Raw genomic sequence first — 17213 nt, 5'->3', positions numbered from 1 at the left:
CGGAATGAAAATAATATCTTCTTCATTAGAACAGGTCAAAGAGTCCTTCGACAGTGTAAGAGACCACCTGCAGGAGTTTGACTTTGCGTTGGGCGGTAACTGGGACTATGACCATGGCTATTTTGATCGCTCTTTAGATGAAGCCAATAAAGTGTGGTTGCGTATTCCTTTTCAAGTTGTGACGGGAAGAATTGATGGCGATACTGAGGCGACGGATGCCATCGTAGAAGTGGGAACCCCATTTGTGCTGAAACATGTCTATAATGAAGGCCTTGATCAAGAAGCGGAAGCGGAAACCTATGGAGCGATGATTGATCAGTTTCAGGCGCCGCTCGATCCGGATGCTGCCGTAGAAGATAAATGGGTAAAAGAAGCCGCAGGACTGCTTAAAAAGGTTGAACAAGCTTGGATACAATAAAAGTGCCCTTTTTTTACCTCCATTTTATTGTTTTTTAATATTCGTTTAAGGTTGTGAGTGCATGATAGTACCATAGACAGCAAGGAATCATCCAACTAACAAACATGCACTTTATAACTCGTATAGACAAATGGAGGTAAGAACTATGGAAGACAACAAAAAAGACTACAGCGACTTCTTCAAGTCGCAGAATAACAATAGCGAATCGAACGACTCCATGAACCGCAAAGAAACGAACCCTGAAGAACCGCATGATCCGAACAAAGAAAGACCTTCCTATTATTATTCTTATGGACCGTACAAGTCCGCTTTTAACGAGAATAATGAACAGGAAGCCCTTACAACTTCCGCATCAGGCACAGAGGGAACGTCCAGCGTCGAGGTTACCCCGCCTAAGAATTTGCGCCCATTCAGCTTTGGCCCTGATGTAAGTTCTGCGCAAGGACCTGGTCCTTGGGATTCGCATACTAGAAAACGTTCTTCTTCTGTAAAAAGCGTTTTCGCTGCTTTTATGGCTGGAGCCTTGGTCGTTGGAGGACTCATGTTCAGCGCTGACAAAATGAACTTGTTCACAGGCAACCAGCCTCTGGCTTCGGGCAGCTCGACTACGGCTACTACGAAGAGTTCCAGCGACAACGGCGAAGTGAAAAATGTAGGGCTTGATGTTGTCCGCCCTGGCAACATTTCCGCAATTGCTCAAAATGCGGGACCAGCGATCGTGAAAGTTGAATCTTTGGTGAAACCGAAGCAGTCGACCCGCGGCGGTAACTCGCTGTTCGATGATCCGTTCTTCCGTCAATTCTTTGGGGATAACGGCGGCGGTAATACCGCACCGAAAAGCGGTACGCAAGATTCAGGCAGCGGCGAACTTCAGCCGGCAGGGATGGGAACCGGGTTTATTTTCGAGAAAACAGGCTATATTTTAACGAATGAACACGTGGTTGACGGCGCTGATGAAGTGCAAATTACGGTTGAGGGTTACGATAAACCATTCAAAGCCAAATTGCTGGGTAACAGCTATGACTTAGACTTGGCTGTCCTCAAAATTGAAGGCGACAAAGATTTCCCGATTCTCCCTCTTGGCAAAGCAGAAGATGTGAATGTTGGAGATTGGGTTGTTGCCATCGGTAACCCTTACGGTTTTGATCATACGGTAACTGTTGGTGTGCTAAGTGCGAAGGAACGTCCGATCTCTATTCCAGATACCAAAGGAACACGCGAGTATAAGCACTTGCTTCAAACAGACGCTTCCATTAACCCTGGTAACTCCGGCGGACCTCTGCTCAACTTGAACGGTGAGGTTATCGGAATTAACACGGCGGTAAGCTCGCAAGCCCAAGGTATTGGATTTGCCATTCCGACAAGCACGATCTCTTCCGTCTTGGAGAACCTGAAAAACAACGTTCAAATTCCTAAAGAACCAGTTCCTTACTTGGGTGTAGGATTGCAAGATATCGGCAAAGACTGGGTTAGCGAACTGAAGCTTTCCAATACGGATGGGGCATTAGTTGGCAGCGTTCAACGTAAAAGCCCTGCTTTCCAAGCCGGCCTGCGCCAGTACGATGTAATTGTTGATATTAACGGTACGAAAATCAAGAACTCTCAAGAGTTGATTACGAAGGTTCAAGCTACAAAAGTTGGCGATAAAGTAACGTTAGGTGTTATTCGTGACGGCAAACGGATGGATGTGCCGCTTACAGTAGGAGACAAAAATACGTTGGCTGAAACACCTGCTGAATAAGAGGAAGAAACTTATTTATAAACAAAGATTCGTGCGTACGGTTAAAAGGAAGTGGAGACCCGCGGGCCGCAAGCTTGCAGGCTCTGCTTCTTTTTGCTTGCCGAGCTGATTTTGATACAATGAAAAGGAAGAAGGGGGGCCAACCAATGAGGGAAAATATTATGGTGATCGATGATGATGAGAAAATTACGTCTATGTTGAGACGTGGCCTGGCTTTTGAAGGATATTCCGTTGAAACGGCAAGCAATGGCGCTGAAGGACTTAAGCAAATGCTGAGGTCGGAGCCCAATTTACTGATCTTAGACGTGATGATGCCGCATATTGACGGTTGGGAGGTTGTACGACGCATCCGTGAAAGCGGCAGCGAGGTGCCGATCCTGATGTTAACGGCCAAAGATGAAATTAGCGATCGTGTGAAAGGCTTGGATCTTGGAGCAGACGATTATTTGGTCAAGCCCTTTGCGCTGGAGGAACTGCTCGCAAGGGTGCGAGTGCTTTTGCGTCGTCGAACGGATCGGACGGAGCAGCCGACGAATCGTTTAACCTATGAGGATACAATCCTTGATCTGGATACGCGCGAAGTATTCCGTGACGATAAATTGATTGAATTGACGACCAAAGAGTTTGATTTGCTTCACCTGTTCATGCAGAATCCGAAGCGTGTCCTTTCACGCGACATTATTATGGAGAAAATATGGGGCTACGATTACAGCGGCGAATCCAATGTTCTTGAGGTATACATAGCGCTACTGCGTCAAAAGACCGAAGAGTTTGGCCATAAACGATTGATTCAAACCGTCCGGGGAGCGGGGTACGTCTTGAGAGGGGAATCCTGATATGTCGCTTCGTTTGCGGCTGACGCTTTGGTATTCAGGTGTTTTGGCATTAACGATGCTGCTATTCGGGATCGTGCTGTACGTTTTCTTGAATTACTTTTTGTACGATCAGATCCGTCAGGATTTGAAACGGGAAGCGGGGAATACCTCCCTGCGTATTCAGAAAAGCATCGCCCTTTCACAAAAGGGGCTTGTCGTGGAATTAGAATTGGAGAACAGAGATTTCTATTCTACAAATACGTTCCTGCAATTATATAATGTGAATCTCAAAAGCTATAATCGCTCGGCTAACCTGCAATTTTATAATGTAGCTTTGCCTCTTGATGCTTCTAGCATTGATAAGTTGAAGGGGGATGCCGATGGTTTTTTTCAAAAAACCAAAGTGCTTGAGCAGGATTTCCTCATCTATTACCAAGGCATCTATGATCAAGCCAGCAATCTGATCGGAATTCTTCAAGCAGCGGTCCCTATTGGCAGCTATGAGAGAACGGCCGTTACCCTTAAGTATACGCTCATGTTCTGGGCAGTGTTTACGATTATCGTTGCCGCTTCGCTCGGGTGGTTTCTATCGCGCAAGGCGCTTCAGCCGATTGAACGCGTGATTGATGCCGCCAATCAAATCGGAAGCGGAGACGATTTGGAGAAGCGAATTGAGTACCAAGGGCCGCTTGATGAAATCGGCCGGCTTACCCAAACGATCAACGGTATGCTTTCACGCATCCAGATTACTTATCTGGAGCTGGATGAAGCCTATCGTGCACAGCGTAGATTTGTATCAGACGCTTCTCATGAGTTGAGAACACCGCTGACGACGATTCGAGGAAATGTGGACCTTTTGGAGAAAATGTGGAAGAAGACTTCGGGGACCGAGCTCGCCACACCGGAACAGATGCAAATGTCGCTGGAAGCGATGCACGACATTGCCGGAGAAGCGCAGCGGATGAGCAGGCTCGTGAACGATCTTCTCGCGCTTGCCAGAGCAGATGCGGGAGTTGTTATGGAGAAGCATCCTGTCGAAATGCTGCCGCTCGTGCAGGAAGTTGTGAGAAGGGCGCAGTTGTTAGAGCATACAGCGGAATGGCATGTGGGTGATCTGGAAGTTCTGGACCATGCCATCGTACAGGGGAATCGTGATTATTTGCAGCAGCTGCTGTTTATTTTCATTGAAAATGCATTTAAGTATACGCCGGTCGGGACCGTGTCGATTCAAGTGTCGCGGACGAATGATTTTATCGGCATTCAAATTGCAGATACGGGGATTGGAATGGACAAAGAAGATATCCCGCATATTTTCGACAGATTCTATCGTGCCGACTTATCCAGAGGGTTAACCACGGGTACAGGGCTAGGCTTATCGATTGCCAAATGGATTATTGATGAGCATGGCGGGTCCGTTGAAGTGACGACACGCAAAGATGAAGGCAGTACTTTTATGATATGGTTGCCGGCTAACTTTCCTCTACCTGTGTAATCCGTTATAATAAAAGGAAAACAGATGATGTAGGCGGGTGGAAGGCATGGAAGTCGTACGAATTTCTCCAAGAGGCTACTGTTATGGTGTCGTAGACGCGATGGCATTGGCTATGCAAACTGCAAAAAATTTAAATCTTCCAAGACCAATTTATATATTAGGTATGATTGTGCACAATGCGCATGTCACCGATTTCTTCAAAGAAGAGGGCGTCATTACACTGGACGGTGAGAACCGTCTGGAAATTTTGGAGCAAATTGAAAAAGGTACTGTCATTTTCACGGCGCACGGCGTTTCTCCCGAGGTTCGAAGACGAGCAAGAGACAAAGGTTTGACGGTTGTCGACGCAACGTGCCCAGATGTGACAAAAACGCACGATTTAATTCGTGAAAAAGTAGCAGACGGCTATGAAGTTATCTATATTGGTAAAAAGGGGCATCCAGAGCCGGAAGGCGCCGTAGGAGTTGCCCCTGGCCTTGTGCATCTTATTGAGAAGCTGGAAGAGGCTGATCGTTTGAGCATTAAGTCAGAGCGAATCATCATTACGAATCAAACAACCATGAGCCAATGGGATATCAGGCACATCATGAATCGTCTCTTAGAGCTGTTCCCTAAGGCCGAAATTCATAATGAGATCTGTCTTGCAACGCAGGTACGACAAGAAGCTGTGGCAGAGCAAGCCAAAGAATCCGATCTGGTTATCGTTGTCGGAGACCCCAAAAGCAATAATTCCAACCGCTTAGCGCAAGTTTCAGAGGAAATTGCTGGAGTCAAGGCGTATAGAATAGCTGATATCACTGAATTGAATCGTGAATGGTTAACCCATGTCCGGAAAGTTGGGGTGACTTCAGGGGCTTCAACGCCTACTCCGATTACCAAAGAAGTCATTTCTTACCTGGAAAGTTACGATCCGAAAGATGAAACCACTTGGGCAGTTACACGTACTATTAATATGAAGAAGCTCATTCCGGCTGTGAAGTCCAAAGCAGCCAGCAGTGAGTAATTCGTATTTATTCCACAGGGCGGGATTGTGACCAGCATGCAGAGCACTCAGAAGGTGAAAATGATGAAAACTCGCTACGATTGGAAAAGCAGCAAACGCTGGTTTAGGTACAAATATTTACTTCTTTTACGTGCCAAAGGCGGCCCTTCTAAGGTAGCGCGCGGCTTTTCAATTGGTCTGGCTATAGAAATGTTTACTCTGCCTACAGCTGGATTTGCATTCGTTCTTATTTTTCCTTTGGTCTATTTGTTAAGAGCTAATCTGCCTGCGGCATTAATTGGGTTTGTATTCGGCAAAGTGATTTATCTTCCGTTCTCAATACTCAATAAGCAGGTCGGAGATTGGCTGGTACCGAAGCATGTCAAGGTGTATCTGATTCATCATCTGCCTCATATCTTATCCAATATTATCCGAAGCGGTTTGGATTTGATTGTTGGTGGGATGGTGGTTGGAACCATTCTCGGTATTATTGCTTATTTCCCTGTCGTGCTCTTCCTCAAACACCATACAAATCGTCGCAAAGAGAAACGCAGACTCCGCAAGGATCAGCTAGCACCTTCTAAGCAAGAAGAATAGCAAATAAATTAACGCTTGACGAATCTTCGTCAAGCGTTGTATATTTACTTTAGTGATTAAAAGCGTAGAAGCGAACAAGCGTTGAAGTGTTTAAGTGGAACAACCCATATAAATGAGGAGCGTGTATATCATGATCGCCGTTACTTCTAACAAAACGTCTGACGAGCGTATTCAAGAAATCGTCCAATTTATCGAGAAGCAAGGTGTGCAAGCACACGTTTCCAAAGGTGAAGATCGCACGGTCATCGGTATTATCGGTCAAGCAGATCCCAAATTAGCAGAACAACTGCGCCAAATGTCAGGAGTGGAACAAGTCGTGAAAATTTCGAAATCATACAAACTAGCAAGCCGTGACTTCCATCCGGCAGATACAGTTATCAACATTAAAGGCGTGGAAATTGGCGGCGAGCAGTTGGTCGTTATGGGCGGACCTTGCGCCGTGGAAACACCGGAGCAAATCGATGAAATCGCCCGTTTGGTGAAAGCGGCTGGGGGGCAAGTGCTGCGCGGCGGCGCATTCAAGCCAAGAACAGGACCTTACAGCTTCCAAGGCGTCGGCGTAGAAGGTCTGATCATGATGGCTGAAGCGGGCAAGAAGCATGGACTTCTAACGATTACAGAAGTTATGACTCCTGAATACGTAGATGTGTGCGCACAGTATGCAGATATCCTGCAAGTCGGCACACGGAATATGCAAAACTTTGACCTGCTTCGCAAGCTGGGAACGATTCAAACGCCGGTTCTGTTGAAACGCGGATTCAGCTCCACCTATGACGAATTCCTGAATGCAGCAGAATACATTCTTGCCGGCGGCAACCCGAATGTTATGCTCTGTGAGCGCGGAATCCGAACATTCGAAACTTACACACGTAACACATTGGATTTATCTGCTATTCCAGTCCTTAAACAGCTTAGCCATCTTCCTGTCATTTCTGATCCAAGTCATGGTACAGGTCGCAGAGAACTGGTCGTTCCGATGACGAAAGCTTCTGTTGCTGCAGGCGCGGACGGTTTGATCATCGAAATGCATACGGATCCGGACAACTCCATGACCGGTGACGGCGTACAATCGCTGTTCCCAGACCAATTTGCAAACTTGCTCGTAGATTTAGAGAAGCTTGCACCATTACTTGGCAAAAAGTTCGACACGAAGAAAGAAGCTATTCTGGCATAATCATATGTTCAAGGAAACGAGTTTCTTCTATATAGGAAGAAACTCGTTTCCTTTATTTGTATATAAGAAAAGTCTGTGAAATAGTGTGAGCATAGCTTACACATAAATAAAAAATACCTGACATAAGTATTGACTGTGAAAGCTTAATCGCTATATAATATGTGCAAGATAACAACAAAAAGTTGAACATTAATCATGTAAAGTACGTTGAATGTACGGAAATGGGAGGGTTTTTTAAATGTCAGTTCAAAACGTGTTGAACCTTATCAAGGAAAAAAATATTGAGTGGGTAGATTTTCGTTTCGTAGGTCTTTCCGGTAAAGCACAGCATATCTCTTTGCCAGCTTCTGAAGTAGATGAAGAAACATTTGTAAACGGCGTAGCTTTTGACGGTTCCTCCATCCCAGGATTCCGTGGTATTGAACAATCTGACATGGTAATGATGCCAGATACGGAAACTGCCTATGTAGATCCTTTCACAGCTCACCCAACATTGATCATTATGAGCAACATCCATACGCCAGAAGGCGAACGTTATGATCGTGATCCACGCAGTATCGCACAAAAAGCAGAAGAATACCTTCAAACAACTGGTGTAGGTACGACAGCATTCTTCGCACCAGAATCCGAATTCTTCATCTTTGACGATGTTCGTTTTGAAAATGGCATGAACAAGTCTTACTTCGAAGTTGACTCCGAAGAAGCTGGTTGGAACACTGGCCGCAAAGAAGAAGGCGGTAACCTTGCTTATAAAGTTCCAGTTAAAGGCGGTTACGTTCCAGTAGCTCCAATCGATTCTCAACAAGACATTCGTTCCGAAATGTGTAACAAACTTGCTGACGCAGGTCTTCGCATCGAACGTCACCATCACGAAGTGGCAACAGCTGGTCAAGCTGAAATCAACTTCCGTTTTGACACTTTAACTAAAACAGCAGATAACCTGCTCAAATACAAATATATCGTTGCTAACACTGCTAGAGAATATGGCAAAGTTGCTACTTTCATGCCGAAGCCGCTGTTTGGCGACAACGGTAGCGGTATGCACGTTCATATGTCTATCTTCAACGAAGGCAACCCACTGTTCTACGAAAAAGGCGCTTACGCTAACCTTAGTGAACTAGCTATCAACTACATTGGCGGTATTCTATACCACGCTCCTGCGTTGATTGCCATCACGAACCCAAGCACAAACTCCTTTAAACGTCTGGTTCCTGGTTACGAAGCACCGGTTAACCTTGTATTCTCCAAAGGTAACCGTTCCGCAGCAGTTCGTATTCCAATCGCGGCTGTAACACCTAAAGGCTGTCGTATCGAATTCCGTACACCGGACAGCACAGCTAACCCATACCTTGCTTTCGCAGCAATGTTGATGGCTGGTCTTGACGGTATCAAAAAGAAAATCGATCCACGTGCACTTGGATACGGTCCTTTCGATACAAACATCTATGAAATGTCTGATGCTGAGAAAGCTGAAATCCGCAGCGTTCCAGGTACATTAGACGAAGCTCTTGATGCTCTTGCAGCTGATTCCGAATTCTTGACTGAAGGCGGCGTATTCACACAAGATTTCATCGATAACTACATCGAATTGAAACGTGGCGAAGCGAAACAAGTTGCAATCCGCATTCACCCGCACGAGTACAACCTATACTTCGATTGCTAATTCTTTAGCACTTATATCGTTTATAAAGATGAGCTGCTTCTACCATGGTTTTCCATGGTGGGGGCAGCTTTTTTAATTGATAATAATACCTTTTTAATAATTATTATAATCTATCTCTGGAAATTTAATGAAAACCATGTATAATAAAAGCATCAATCAAATCATTTCTTATTCTTTATTATTCCAACGCTGGGAAGGAAGATATATAATGAGAATCACCTTAATTGCAGGAAGCAATCAACAAGCAGCTACAAGTACAAGACTCACGGAGTACATTCAACACTTGGTTCAATCACATGGACATCAAGCCACGCTAATTGATCTGAACAAAACACCGATACCGTTTTATTCACCGGACGATGCTCATGGCGGTCATGAAGCACTTGAAAATCTGAAGCTTGCGATGCATGAAGCGGATGGTATCGTGTTAGCGACGCCTGAATATCATAGCGGAATCTCTGGTGTTCTGAAAAATGCACTGGATCATCTGGGACAAGACCATTTTAATAATAAAGCCGTGCTTTCCGTCAGTTCATCGGGCGGTGCCGTAGCTGTCAGTTCGCTGACTCAGCTGCAAACTATCGTGCGCAATCTTCACGGCATTAACTGCCCTGAGTGGATTTCCATTGGCAGCGATCAGCGTAAAAGTTTTCAAACAGGAGTGGCTTACAGCGATATTCATCCGGATGTCGATAAACGCGTGCGACGTGTCCTAAATGCCTTCCTCGATTTGACAACCGTATTGAAAGTTCGACAATAGCTTGTTCGACAAGAAATGATTTAAATTCACATATTATATTTAAAAAGAGTAATGCAAGCGTTCAGACGCTTTGTATTGCTCTTTTTTTAATTGTTAACCACGATGAATGAAAATGTGTTTACAATGATGTAATGATCTGCTAAACTGACCACTATCTATTGTTAACCTAAATATATAATTTCAGGTTAACAATAAATTCTGTTTAGGAGGGAATGTCGTGTCAAAGTCCTACGAACGACTTGCGACCCTCAACAAGTCGCACGTCTGGCATCCTTTTACACAAATGAAAGACTACAATAACGAGGATCCTCTCATCATTGAGCGTGGAGAGGGCGTTAGACTTTATGATGTCCAAGGACGCGCGTATTACGATGGATTTTCGTCTGTTTGGCTAAACGTTCATGGACATCATGTACCGGAGCTTAACCAAGCCATTGCGAACCAATTGGAGCTTGTTGCTCATTCAACCTTGCTAGGTATGGCTAATATCCCCGCCATTGAACTGGCTGAGCGGCTTGTAGATATCACGCCAAGTGGATTAAACAAAGTGTTTTATTCGGATTCTGGAGCAACCGGAGTGGAGATCGCGATTAAAATGGCTTTCCAGTATTGGCATAACAAGGGGCGCCGTCATAAAAAATCTTTTATCACAATGGGGCAAGCGTACCACGGAGATACAATAGGCGCTGTGAGCGTTGGAGCAATTCCGCTCTATCATGACGTGTTTCGCCCCATGCTGTTCCAGTCGCATGTCATCCCTTACCCCTATGCTTATCGGCATGAAGGGGGGGCGGAGGGAGCCAAAGAAGCGACGATACATGCTTTGCGAGACCTGCTAGAAGCAAGGGCAGATGAGATTGCGGCGCTTATTGTGGAGCCGATAGTCCAAGGAGCCAGTGGAATCGTCGTGATGCCGGAAGGCTGCCTAAGCGAGATGGCTGAACTTTGCCGTGAGCATGACGTGCTGCTCATTGCCGACGAGGTAGCGACCGGTTTCGGTCGGACGGGGGAAATGTTTGCCTGTGATTTGGAAAACGTAACACCGGATCTGATGGTGGTGGGAAAAGGACTCACAGGCGGCTACTTGCCTGTAGCGGCAACGCTGGCGACGGATGAAATCTATGGCGCCTTTTATGCGGACTATCAGGAGCAGAAAACCTTTTTCCATGGACATTCTTACACGGGAAACCCGCTCGGTTGTGCGGTAGCTTTGGCCAGCTTAAGGCTTTTTGAGGAGAGGAACATGTTGGAGGGTGTTCGTTCTAAGGCAGTGTTTACTGCAAATAAACTAGCGGCGCTTAAAGATAGACCGCACGTCGGTGAAATCCGGCAGAAAGGGCTGATGATCGGAATCGAGCTTGTACGTGATAAAGGTTCACGAGAACCGTACGAGTGGGGAGAGCGAATTGGCGTGCGAACGAGCCAGAAAGCCAGAGAGCTTGGCATGCTGACGCGGCCGCTGGGCAATGTGATTGTCTTCATCCCGCCATTAGCCAGCACAGAGGCTGAGCTTGGAGTGATGACGGAGATTTTGGCGGCATCCATTATTCAGGTCACGGAAGGATGAGGTGGACGATGAACAAAGACAACGAGGAGCCGATACGGGGGCTGTTTATCACAGGTACGGACACCGGAGTCGGCAAAACGATGGTGACAGCTGCGATAGCAGCGGCGCTTCGTGCGGACGGCTGCCAGGCAGGCGTGTGGAAGCCCGTACAATCAGGCGCATGCCTGGGCAGTGGTGAAACGGATGCAGAGCGGTTGTTGCAGCTAACAGGGATAAAAGAGCAGCCGGATACCGTTGCGCCATACACATTTGAAGCGCCGTTGGCTCCAATGCTTGCTGCCAGGCTTGCCGGCGTGACCTTAACGCTGCAGGAGCTGATCGCCGCGGGCAAACCGCTTATCGAGCGATACGATGCCCTGCTGATCGAAGGCGCAGGAGGCGTGGCCGTTCCGCTGAACGAGGATGCTCTGATAGTGGATTTGATCGCAGAGCTTCAAATACCTGCACTGATTGTTGCCCGTTCCGGACTAGGCACAATTAACCATACGATTTTGACGGCAGCTTTTTTATCGCAGTATAGAATCCCGATTCTAGGCGTTATCTTAAATGACTGTGATGATCAAGAAATTCAAAACGATCCGAGCGTTGTCACAAACGCGGAGCTCATCGAGAAGTATAGCGGTCTTACCGTTCTCGGCCGGTTTCCTTTTTTGCCTGCTGAGGTTCATACAGAACTTTTCATGCATACCGCCAGGAAATCCATACAACTTGCGCCGATCAAAAAAGCGCTAAAAATTGTGCCCCGATGAATGCCAAGGAGGAGAACATGAACTTGAATATGAACATCATTTCAACCCATAAGGAGTGGCCTTTGTTGGCCCAAAAAGCATTAAACGGCGAACGTTTGACGGAAGAAGAAGGGCTGGCTGTGCTCGAAGCAAGCGATGATGAGGTGTTGCCGCTGCTGCAAGCCGCTTTTCAAGTAAGAAAGCACTATTACGGCAAAAAGGTCAAATTGAACATGATTATTAATGCGAAAAGCGGACTCTGTCCCGAGGACTGCGGGTATTGCTCGCAATCGATTGTTTCTACGGCGCCGGTAAGTAAATATACCTTGCTTGATAAAGATACGCTGCTTGCCGGCGCACGTGAAGCTATGGCGCGTAAAGCCGGAACATACTGCATTGTAGCGGCAGGCAAGGGACCGACCGACAAGGAATTGGCGCAAGTCGTGGATGCCGTGAAAGAGATTCGTGAAACGATGCCGCTAAAAATTTGCGCTTGCCTAGGCATTTTGAAGGACGAGCAAGCGCAGCGGCTTGCAGAAGCAGGTGTACATCGGTACAACCATAATCTCAATACGAGCAAAGCGAACTACCCGTCGATAACGACGACCCATACGTACGATCAGCGTGTTGAAACGGTCGAAAAAGTCAAGACATACGGCATGTCCCCCTGCTCCGGCGTCATTATCGGGATGGGCGAAACCAATGAAGAAATTGTGGAAATGGCCTATGCGCTGCGTGATCTGGACAGCGATTCGATACCAATTAATTTCCTCAATGCCATTCCTGGAACGCCATTGGAGCATGCAGGCCGCACTCCGGCGATGAAGGCTTTGAAAGTGCTCGCTTTATTCCGTTTCATCTGTCCATCCAAAGAAATTCGTGTAGCGGGAGGCCGTGAAGTAAATCTCCGTACATTGCAGCCTATGTCGCTGTATGCGGCCAATTCGCTATTTGTCGGTGATTATCTGACAACGGCAGGTCAATCGATTGGTGTGGATCACCAAATGATTGAAGATTTGGGTTTTGAGATTGAACTTAACGCTTTGTAAGGTGGTACGGACAATGAGTGCGGAATCTTCTTTAAAATGGATGGAACAGGAACTAGCCTCTCTGGACGAAGCCTCCTTAAAACGATCCTTGCGGGCAAGTTCGGCGATTTCAGGGTTTCCTGGGCGCATGTTCCGCGGAACAGAGGAGCCCAACCTGCCCAACTTGCTCAACTTGTCCGGCAACGACTACCTTGGGCTGTCCCAGCATCCTGCGATGATTGAAGCGATGCGAGAGGTACTTCTCCAGGAAGGGGTTGGCGCGGGGGCATCCCGCCTTGTGACTGGCAACCGGTCTGCGTATACGGAACTGGAAGCAGCCATTGCCGATTGGCAGAGCTGCGAAGCAGCCCTTGTATTTGCCAATGGGTATATGGCAAACACAGGAGTTATCCGAGCCGTGGTTGGCCGGGATGATGTAGTATTTAGCGATCAACTGAATCATGCCAGCATTGTGGACGGTATTCTAATGAGCCGGGCGGAGTTGGCCCGTTACCGGCATAACGATATGGAGCATTTGGGAGCGTTACTGCACAAACACCGCGACAGGAAGCGAAAGCTGATCGTTACGGATGCGGTCTTCTCCATGGACGGAGATCAGGCCCGCTTGGAAGATCTCATCCTGCTCAAGCATGAGTATGGAGCGATGTTGATGGTGGACGAAGCGCACAGCGGAGGAATTTATGGAAGATATGGCGAGGGATTATGCCATATACGTGGGGTCAAGGACGAGGTGGACATCCATATGGGAACGTTCAGCAAAGCCTTCGGCGCCTATGGAGCTTATGTGTGCGGGAGCCGGATGCTCATTGATTTTCTCGTAAACAAGGCGCGTACGCTTATTTATTCAACGGCGATGCCGCCTGCGCTGGTCGCAGGCATTGCTCAAGCTTTAGTGCTTGTGCAGCAGGAACACTGGCGGCGTGAACGGCTGCATACCAATAGTCGTTCTTTTCGATCTCATCTGCAAAAGGCCTGCTTCCTCGTTGGAATCGGCGATTCTCCTATCGTGCCGATGATCGTCGGCGATAATGAGACTGCCTTGCGCTTCAGCGCTGCGTTGGAAGAGAAAGGCATCGCAGCGGTGGCGATCCGGCCGCCGACGGTTCAAGAAGGGACAGCTCGTATCCGCTTCTCCTTATCCGCTGCCCATACAGATAAAGAACTGCGGGATGCAGTGGCGTGCATTCGTGAAGTAGGGCTGCAGCTTGGAGTGATGGGACGATGACACCAGAGAAGAGAGCAACGATCGTATGGTTGCCTGGGTGGAGTATGCCGCCCGAGGTGTTTGATCAACTTTGTAAGACGCTGCCTGAATATCAGCATGTGTATCTCGACTTTAGCGAAGCTGAAACGCCGGAAGATTTGTTGACGAACACCGAGCAAATGGTAAGGAAATGGAAAATATCGGCGCTACATAGACCTCTTTTTATTGGCGGATGGTCGCTTGGCGGATTGCTGGCGCTCCATTTAGCAGCTAGAGGTCTTGCGGACGGTCTCATCTTATTTGCAGCTACGGCACGTTTTATTCGTTCTAAAGATGAGGCCCATTTTGGTCAGCCTGATGCTTATGTGCGGCAGATGATGAAGGCCACTATGCAGGATGCGCTTGCAGTTGAAACCAATTTTCGCCAAATTTTGTGGACGGAAACAGAGCGGGAGTTAGGAATCAGCGACAAACTTCCTCGAATGGGTACGTGGACAGCTCCCTCTCTGCTGGCAGGACTTCAAATTTTGCGGAAAGTGGAAGTCAGCGCAGTACTCTCGGAAATTGTGTGTCCGGTGCTTCTGTTCCATGGTAGGGAAGACCTGATATGCCCTTACAAAGGGGCGGAAGAGCTTGCAGCGGGCCTGTCTCGCGCTTATTTATATGCCCTTCCTGATTGCGGTCATGCACCATTTGTAGGAAGGGAAGAGGAGATCGCAGCGGAGATGAGGCGGTGGCGCGATGAACAGCAGTATGGAAATTGAACGTCAATTCAATCGGAGTTCGGCAGGATCTTATGATGAACATGCCAATGTACAGAAAATGATGGCTGAGCAGCTTGCAGAAGCTCTCGGGGTGTTGGATGTTACAAGAAAGAGTACACCAGCGCGAGTAGGCAGCATTCTTGAGATTGGTTGTGGCACAGGCATTGTGACGAGTGGCTTAGTTGAAAAGTACCCCATAGCGTCGATTACCGCGCTGGACCTTGCACCTGGCATGCTTCGGGCGGCTGAGCAGCGTGTTCGAGGCAGTCAGCCAGCTGACAGGGACATAAGCTTCATCCATGGCGATGTGGAAAAGTGGTCGGCAACCGCACCGCCGGCTTCGTTCGATCTGATCGTCTCCGGCGCCTGTTTTCAGTGGCTGCAGCAGCCGAAACAGACGCTTCAGCACCTTCGGCGTCTTCTTCGCCCGGGCGGCGTGTTGGTGTTTACGACATTCGGGCCGACAACATTTTATGAGCTGCATGAGTCTTTCATGGAAGCGTACCGACAGAACGGACAGCAGCCGCAGCGGCACGGGCTGACTTTTCAATCCGGTGCAGGGTGGAGAGAAATGCTTGTTGACAGCGGCTTTACGCACACGCACATTCATGAAGATCGCTTGCTCCACGTAGAAACGTATCCGACGCCAAAGGATTTTTTGCATGCAGTTAAAGCAATGGGAGCCAGCACATCAGAAGCAGCGGTTGCGCCCGGCATTGGCAGACGGCGTTTGTTCGTCGATATGTACAAAGCGTATGAGACGAAGTTTAGCGTATTAGGGGGCGTTTCAGCTACCTATGAGCTTTTGATGATGCAAGCGAAGGTTCCTAATAAAGATAGAGATTCAGACAAGTTCTGAGTTTCTATCTTTTTTGTTCCTACATACTTTTGACACATTTATGTGCTAAGGTATGGAAAATTAGGCGTGGAGGGAAATCATGGGAGTAACTTGGACGAACACAGAAGTTGTTCATTTATTGCTTCGGGCCGGATTTGGAGGGGCAGAGGGTGAAGTTAACGCTTGTGTGGCGCTGGGGCGTGAAGAGACGGTGCGTCGGCTTATCGCAGGAGAAGCATTGACCGAAACGGCGGCGCTGACACCTTTTGATCAGTTAAACGCAGACAGCAAAAAAGCTCTGGATCCGTTACAGCTTGGCGATCAGCAAATGTATTGGTTATACCGGATGGTGAATTCCAGCGCGCCGTTGATTGAGAAGATGACGTTGTTTTGGCATGGACATTTTGCGACAGCAAATTACAAGGTCAAGAATGTCACACTGATGGTTCAGCAAAATGAGCTGTTCCGGAAGTATGCATTAGGCAATTATAAGGAACTGGTACTCGCTATCGGCAAAGATCCGGCTATGATGATCTGGCTTGATGTGAATCGCAATAAGAAAAACAAACCGAATGAAAACTATGCGCGTGAAGTGATGGAGCTTTTTACACTAGGAATTGGTCAATATACCGAAACGGATGTGAAGGAAGCGGCAAGGGCTTTCACAGGCTGGACCTATAATGAGAAGGAGAATAAAGTAGCGTTTAATGCCAAACAGCATGACAATGATTCGAAAACGCTGCTCGGTGAGAAGGGGAATCTCGACGGTGATGAGGCTATTGAGATTATTTTTCATCAAAAGTCGTTATCTACCTTTCTGGCCTTTAAATTGCTCAAATATTTCGCCACAGACAATCCTTCAGACAGCTGGGTACAGCAAGTGGCAAAGCTGATCACTGAGAAGGCGACAATCGGAGAAGTGCTTCACGAGCTGTTCATGTCGGATGACTTCTATAACCCCGATTTGCGGCTATCCCTTATTAAAACACCGGCTGATTATGTTGCTGGCATTCTCAAAACCATGCAGCTGCATGTGGCCAAGGGGCATGCGCAAGCGATGAGGAAGATGGGGCAGGAACTGTTTTCACCCCCGGACGTTGCAGGCTGGAGAGGCGGTGCATCATGGCTGAACACCAATTTGCTGCTCGCGAGGTATCAATTCGCTGAGTCCATGGCTGCGCAAATGAACAACAAGCTGGTGGGCACTGCGCCGAAGCAGGCGGAAAGGCCGGAGGAATGGGTGAAGTTGTGGAGTCAGCGTCTAGGAATCACTCAACTGTCTGATAAGACGATGAAAGGTTTAAGCGCTTATGTGGAAGATACCCTCTTACATACAAAGCAGAAAAATGCCGGTTTACGAGGCTTGGTGCAGCTCCTTTTGATTAGTCCGGAAGCGCAAATGAAATAACGGGGGTGAAGGC

At 47.6% G+C, this 17213-nt stretch carries 16 protein-coding genes; all 16 read left to right on the top strand.

Going from position 1 to position 17213, the window contains the following annotated elements; translation table 11 throughout:
• Window positions 1-4: 4 nt before the first annotated feature.
• Window positions 5-418, top strand: coding sequence for a YugN family protein (locus ACUN27_RS31030; protein WP_445560190.1), 414 nt, complete (start codon window positions 5-7; stop codon window positions 416-418).
• 145 nt (window positions 419-563) lie between these two features.
• On the top strand, window positions 564-2159 hold the full coding sequence (locus ACUN27_RS31025; RefSeq protein WP_315953368.1) for a S1C family serine protease: 1596 nt from the start codon (window positions 564-566) through the stop codon (window positions 2157-2159).
• 146 nt (window positions 2160-2305) lie between these two features.
• A complete protein-coding gene (locus ACUN27_RS31020; RefSeq protein WP_315953369.1) occupies window positions 2306-2995 on the top strand; it encodes a response regulator transcription factor in 690 nt (229 codons plus the stop codon).
• Between the two features lies 1 nt (window position 2996).
• Window positions 2997-4466 (top strand): sensor histidine kinase, encoded by a 1470-nt coding sequence (locus ACUN27_RS31015; protein WP_315953370.1) that lies wholly within the window; start codon window positions 2997-2999, stop codon window positions 4464-4466.
• A 46-nt stretch (window positions 4467-4512) separates the two neighbouring features.
• Window positions 4513-5469: a 4-hydroxy-3-methylbut-2-enyl diphosphate reductase gene (locus ACUN27_RS31010; RefSeq protein WP_315953371.1), complete on the top strand. Its 957-nt coding sequence runs from the start codon at window positions 4513-4515 to the stop codon at window positions 5467-5469.
• 60 nt (window positions 5470-5529) lie between these two features.
• Window positions 5530-6045, top strand: coding sequence for a DUF2062 domain-containing protein (locus ACUN27_RS31005; protein WP_246069306.1), 516 nt, complete (start codon window positions 5530-5532; stop codon window positions 6043-6045).
• Window positions 6046-6175: 130 nt separating this feature from the next.
• Window positions 6176-7219 (top strand): 3-deoxy-7-phosphoheptulonate synthase, encoded by a 1044-nt coding sequence (aroF, locus tag ACUN27_RS31000; RefSeq protein ID WP_445560189.1) that lies wholly within the window; start codon window positions 6176-6178, stop codon window positions 7217-7219.
• Window positions 7220-7457: 238 nt separating this feature from the next.
• Complete coding sequence (gene glnA / locus ACUN27_RS30995) at window positions 7458-8882, top strand: type I glutamate--ammonia ligase (protein WP_127457793.1); 1425 nt, start codon at window positions 7458-7460, stop codon at window positions 8880-8882.
• 208 nt (window positions 8883-9090) lie between these two features.
• Window positions 9091-9642, top strand: coding sequence for an NADPH-dependent FMN reductase (locus tag ACUN27_RS30990; protein ID WP_445560188.1), 552 nt, complete (start codon window positions 9091-9093; stop codon window positions 9640-9642).
• Window positions 9643-9859: 217 nt separating this feature from the next.
• Window positions 9860-11209, top strand: coding sequence for an adenosylmethionine--8-amino-7-oxononanoate transaminase (bioA, locus tag ACUN27_RS30985; protein WP_445560187.1), 1350 nt, complete (start codon window positions 9860-9862; stop codon window positions 11207-11209).
• A gap of 8 nt (window positions 11210-11217) precedes the next feature.
• Complete coding sequence (gene bioD, locus ACUN27_RS30980; protein ID WP_445560186.1) at window positions 11218-11958, top strand: dethiobiotin synthase; 741 nt, start codon at window positions 11218-11220, stop codon at window positions 11956-11958.
• 17 nt (window positions 11959-11975) lie between these two features.
• On the top strand, window positions 11976-12986 hold the full coding sequence (gene bioB, locus ACUN27_RS30975) for a biotin synthase BioB (RefSeq protein ID WP_445560185.1): 1011 nt from the start codon (window positions 11976-11978) through the stop codon (window positions 12984-12986).
• 13 nt (window positions 12987-12999) lie between these two features.
• A complete protein-coding gene (gene bioF / locus ACUN27_RS30970) occupies window positions 13000-14211 on the top strand; it encodes an 8-amino-7-oxononanoate synthase (RefSeq protein ID WP_445560184.1) in 1212 nt (403 codons plus the stop codon).
• Complete coding sequence (locus ACUN27_RS30965; RefSeq protein ID WP_445560183.1) at window positions 14208-14954, top strand: alpha/beta hydrolase; 747 nt, start codon at window positions 14208-14210, stop codon at window positions 14952-14954. Before bioF ends, ACUN27_RS30965 begins: the two co-directional genes overlap by 4 nt.
• Window positions 14932-15813: a malonyl-ACP O-methyltransferase BioC gene (bioC, locus tag ACUN27_RS30960; protein ID WP_445560182.1), complete on the top strand. Its 882-nt coding sequence runs from the start codon at window positions 14932-14934 to the stop codon at window positions 15811-15813. The genes ACUN27_RS30965 and bioC overlap by 23 nt, the downstream gene beginning before the upstream one ends.
• 79 nt (window positions 15814-15892) lie before the next feature.
• A complete protein-coding gene (locus ACUN27_RS30955) occupies window positions 15893-17200 on the top strand; it encodes a DUF1800 domain-containing protein (RefSeq protein WP_445560181.1) in 1308 nt (435 codons plus the stop codon).
• Window positions 17201-17213: the final 13 nt, after the last annotated feature.

The sequence above is a fragment of the Paenibacillus sp. WC2504 genome (assembly GCF_052682475.1).
Note: the sequence above shows the minus strand (reverse complement) of the source record. Positions and strands in the feature narration are given on the sequence as shown.

What these genes read in the sequence shown, in the direction of transcription:
- ACUN27_RS31030 (WP_445560190.1), top strand. Translation starts at nt 5, where the DNA reads ATGAAAATAATATCTTCTTCATTAGAACAGGTCAAAGAGTCCTTCGAC.
- ACUN27_RS31025 (WP_315953368.1), top strand. Translation starts at nt 564, where the DNA reads ATGGAAGACAACAAAAAAGACTACAGCGACTTCTTCAAGTCGCAGAAT.
- ACUN27_RS31020 (WP_315953369.1), top strand. Translation starts at nt 2,306, where the DNA reads ATGAGGGAAAATATTATGGTGATCGATGATGATGAGAAAATTACGTCT.
- ACUN27_RS31015 (WP_315953370.1), top strand. Translation starts at nt 2,997, where the DNA reads ATGTCGCTTCGTTTGCGGCTGACGCTTTGGTATTCAGGTGTTTTGGCA.
- ACUN27_RS31010 (WP_315953371.1), top strand. Translation starts at nt 4,513, where the DNA reads ATGGAAGTCGTACGAATTTCTCCAAGAGGCTACTGTTATGGTGTCGTA.
- ACUN27_RS31005 (WP_246069306.1), top strand. Translation starts at nt 5,530, where the DNA reads ATGATGAAAACTCGCTACGATTGGAAAAGCAGCAAACGCTGGTTTAGG.
- aroF (WP_445560189.1), top strand. Translation starts at nt 6,176, where the DNA reads ATGATCGCCGTTACTTCTAACAAAACGTCTGACGAGCGTATTCAAGAA.
- glnA (WP_127457793.1), top strand. Translation starts at nt 7,458, where the DNA reads ATGTCAGTTCAAAACGTGTTGAACCTTATCAAGGAAAAAAATATTGAG.
- ACUN27_RS30990 (WP_445560188.1), top strand. Translation starts at nt 9,091, where the DNA reads ATGAGAATCACCTTAATTGCAGGAAGCAATCAACAAGCAGCTACAAGT.
- bioD (WP_445560186.1), top strand. Translation starts at nt 11,218, where the DNA reads ATGAACAAAGACAACGAGGAGCCGATACGGGGGCTGTTTATCACAGGT.
- bioB (WP_445560185.1), top strand. Translation starts at nt 11,976, where the DNA reads ATGAACTTGAATATGAACATCATTTCAACCCATAAGGAGTGGCCTTTG.
- bioF (WP_445560184.1), top strand. Translation starts at nt 13,000, where the DNA reads ATGAGTGCGGAATCTTCTTTAAAATGGATGGAACAGGAACTAGCCTCT.
- ACUN27_RS30965 (WP_445560183.1), top strand. Translation starts at nt 14,208, where the DNA reads ATGACACCAGAGAAGAGAGCAACGATCGTATGGTTGCCTGGGTGGAGT.
- bioC (WP_445560182.1), top strand. Translation starts at nt 14,932, where the DNA reads ATGAACAGCAGTATGGAAATTGAACGTCAATTCAATCGGAGTTCGGCA.
- ACUN27_RS30955 (WP_445560181.1), top strand. Translation starts at nt 15,893, where the DNA reads ATGGGAGTAACTTGGACGAACACAGAAGTTGTTCATTTATTGCTTCGG.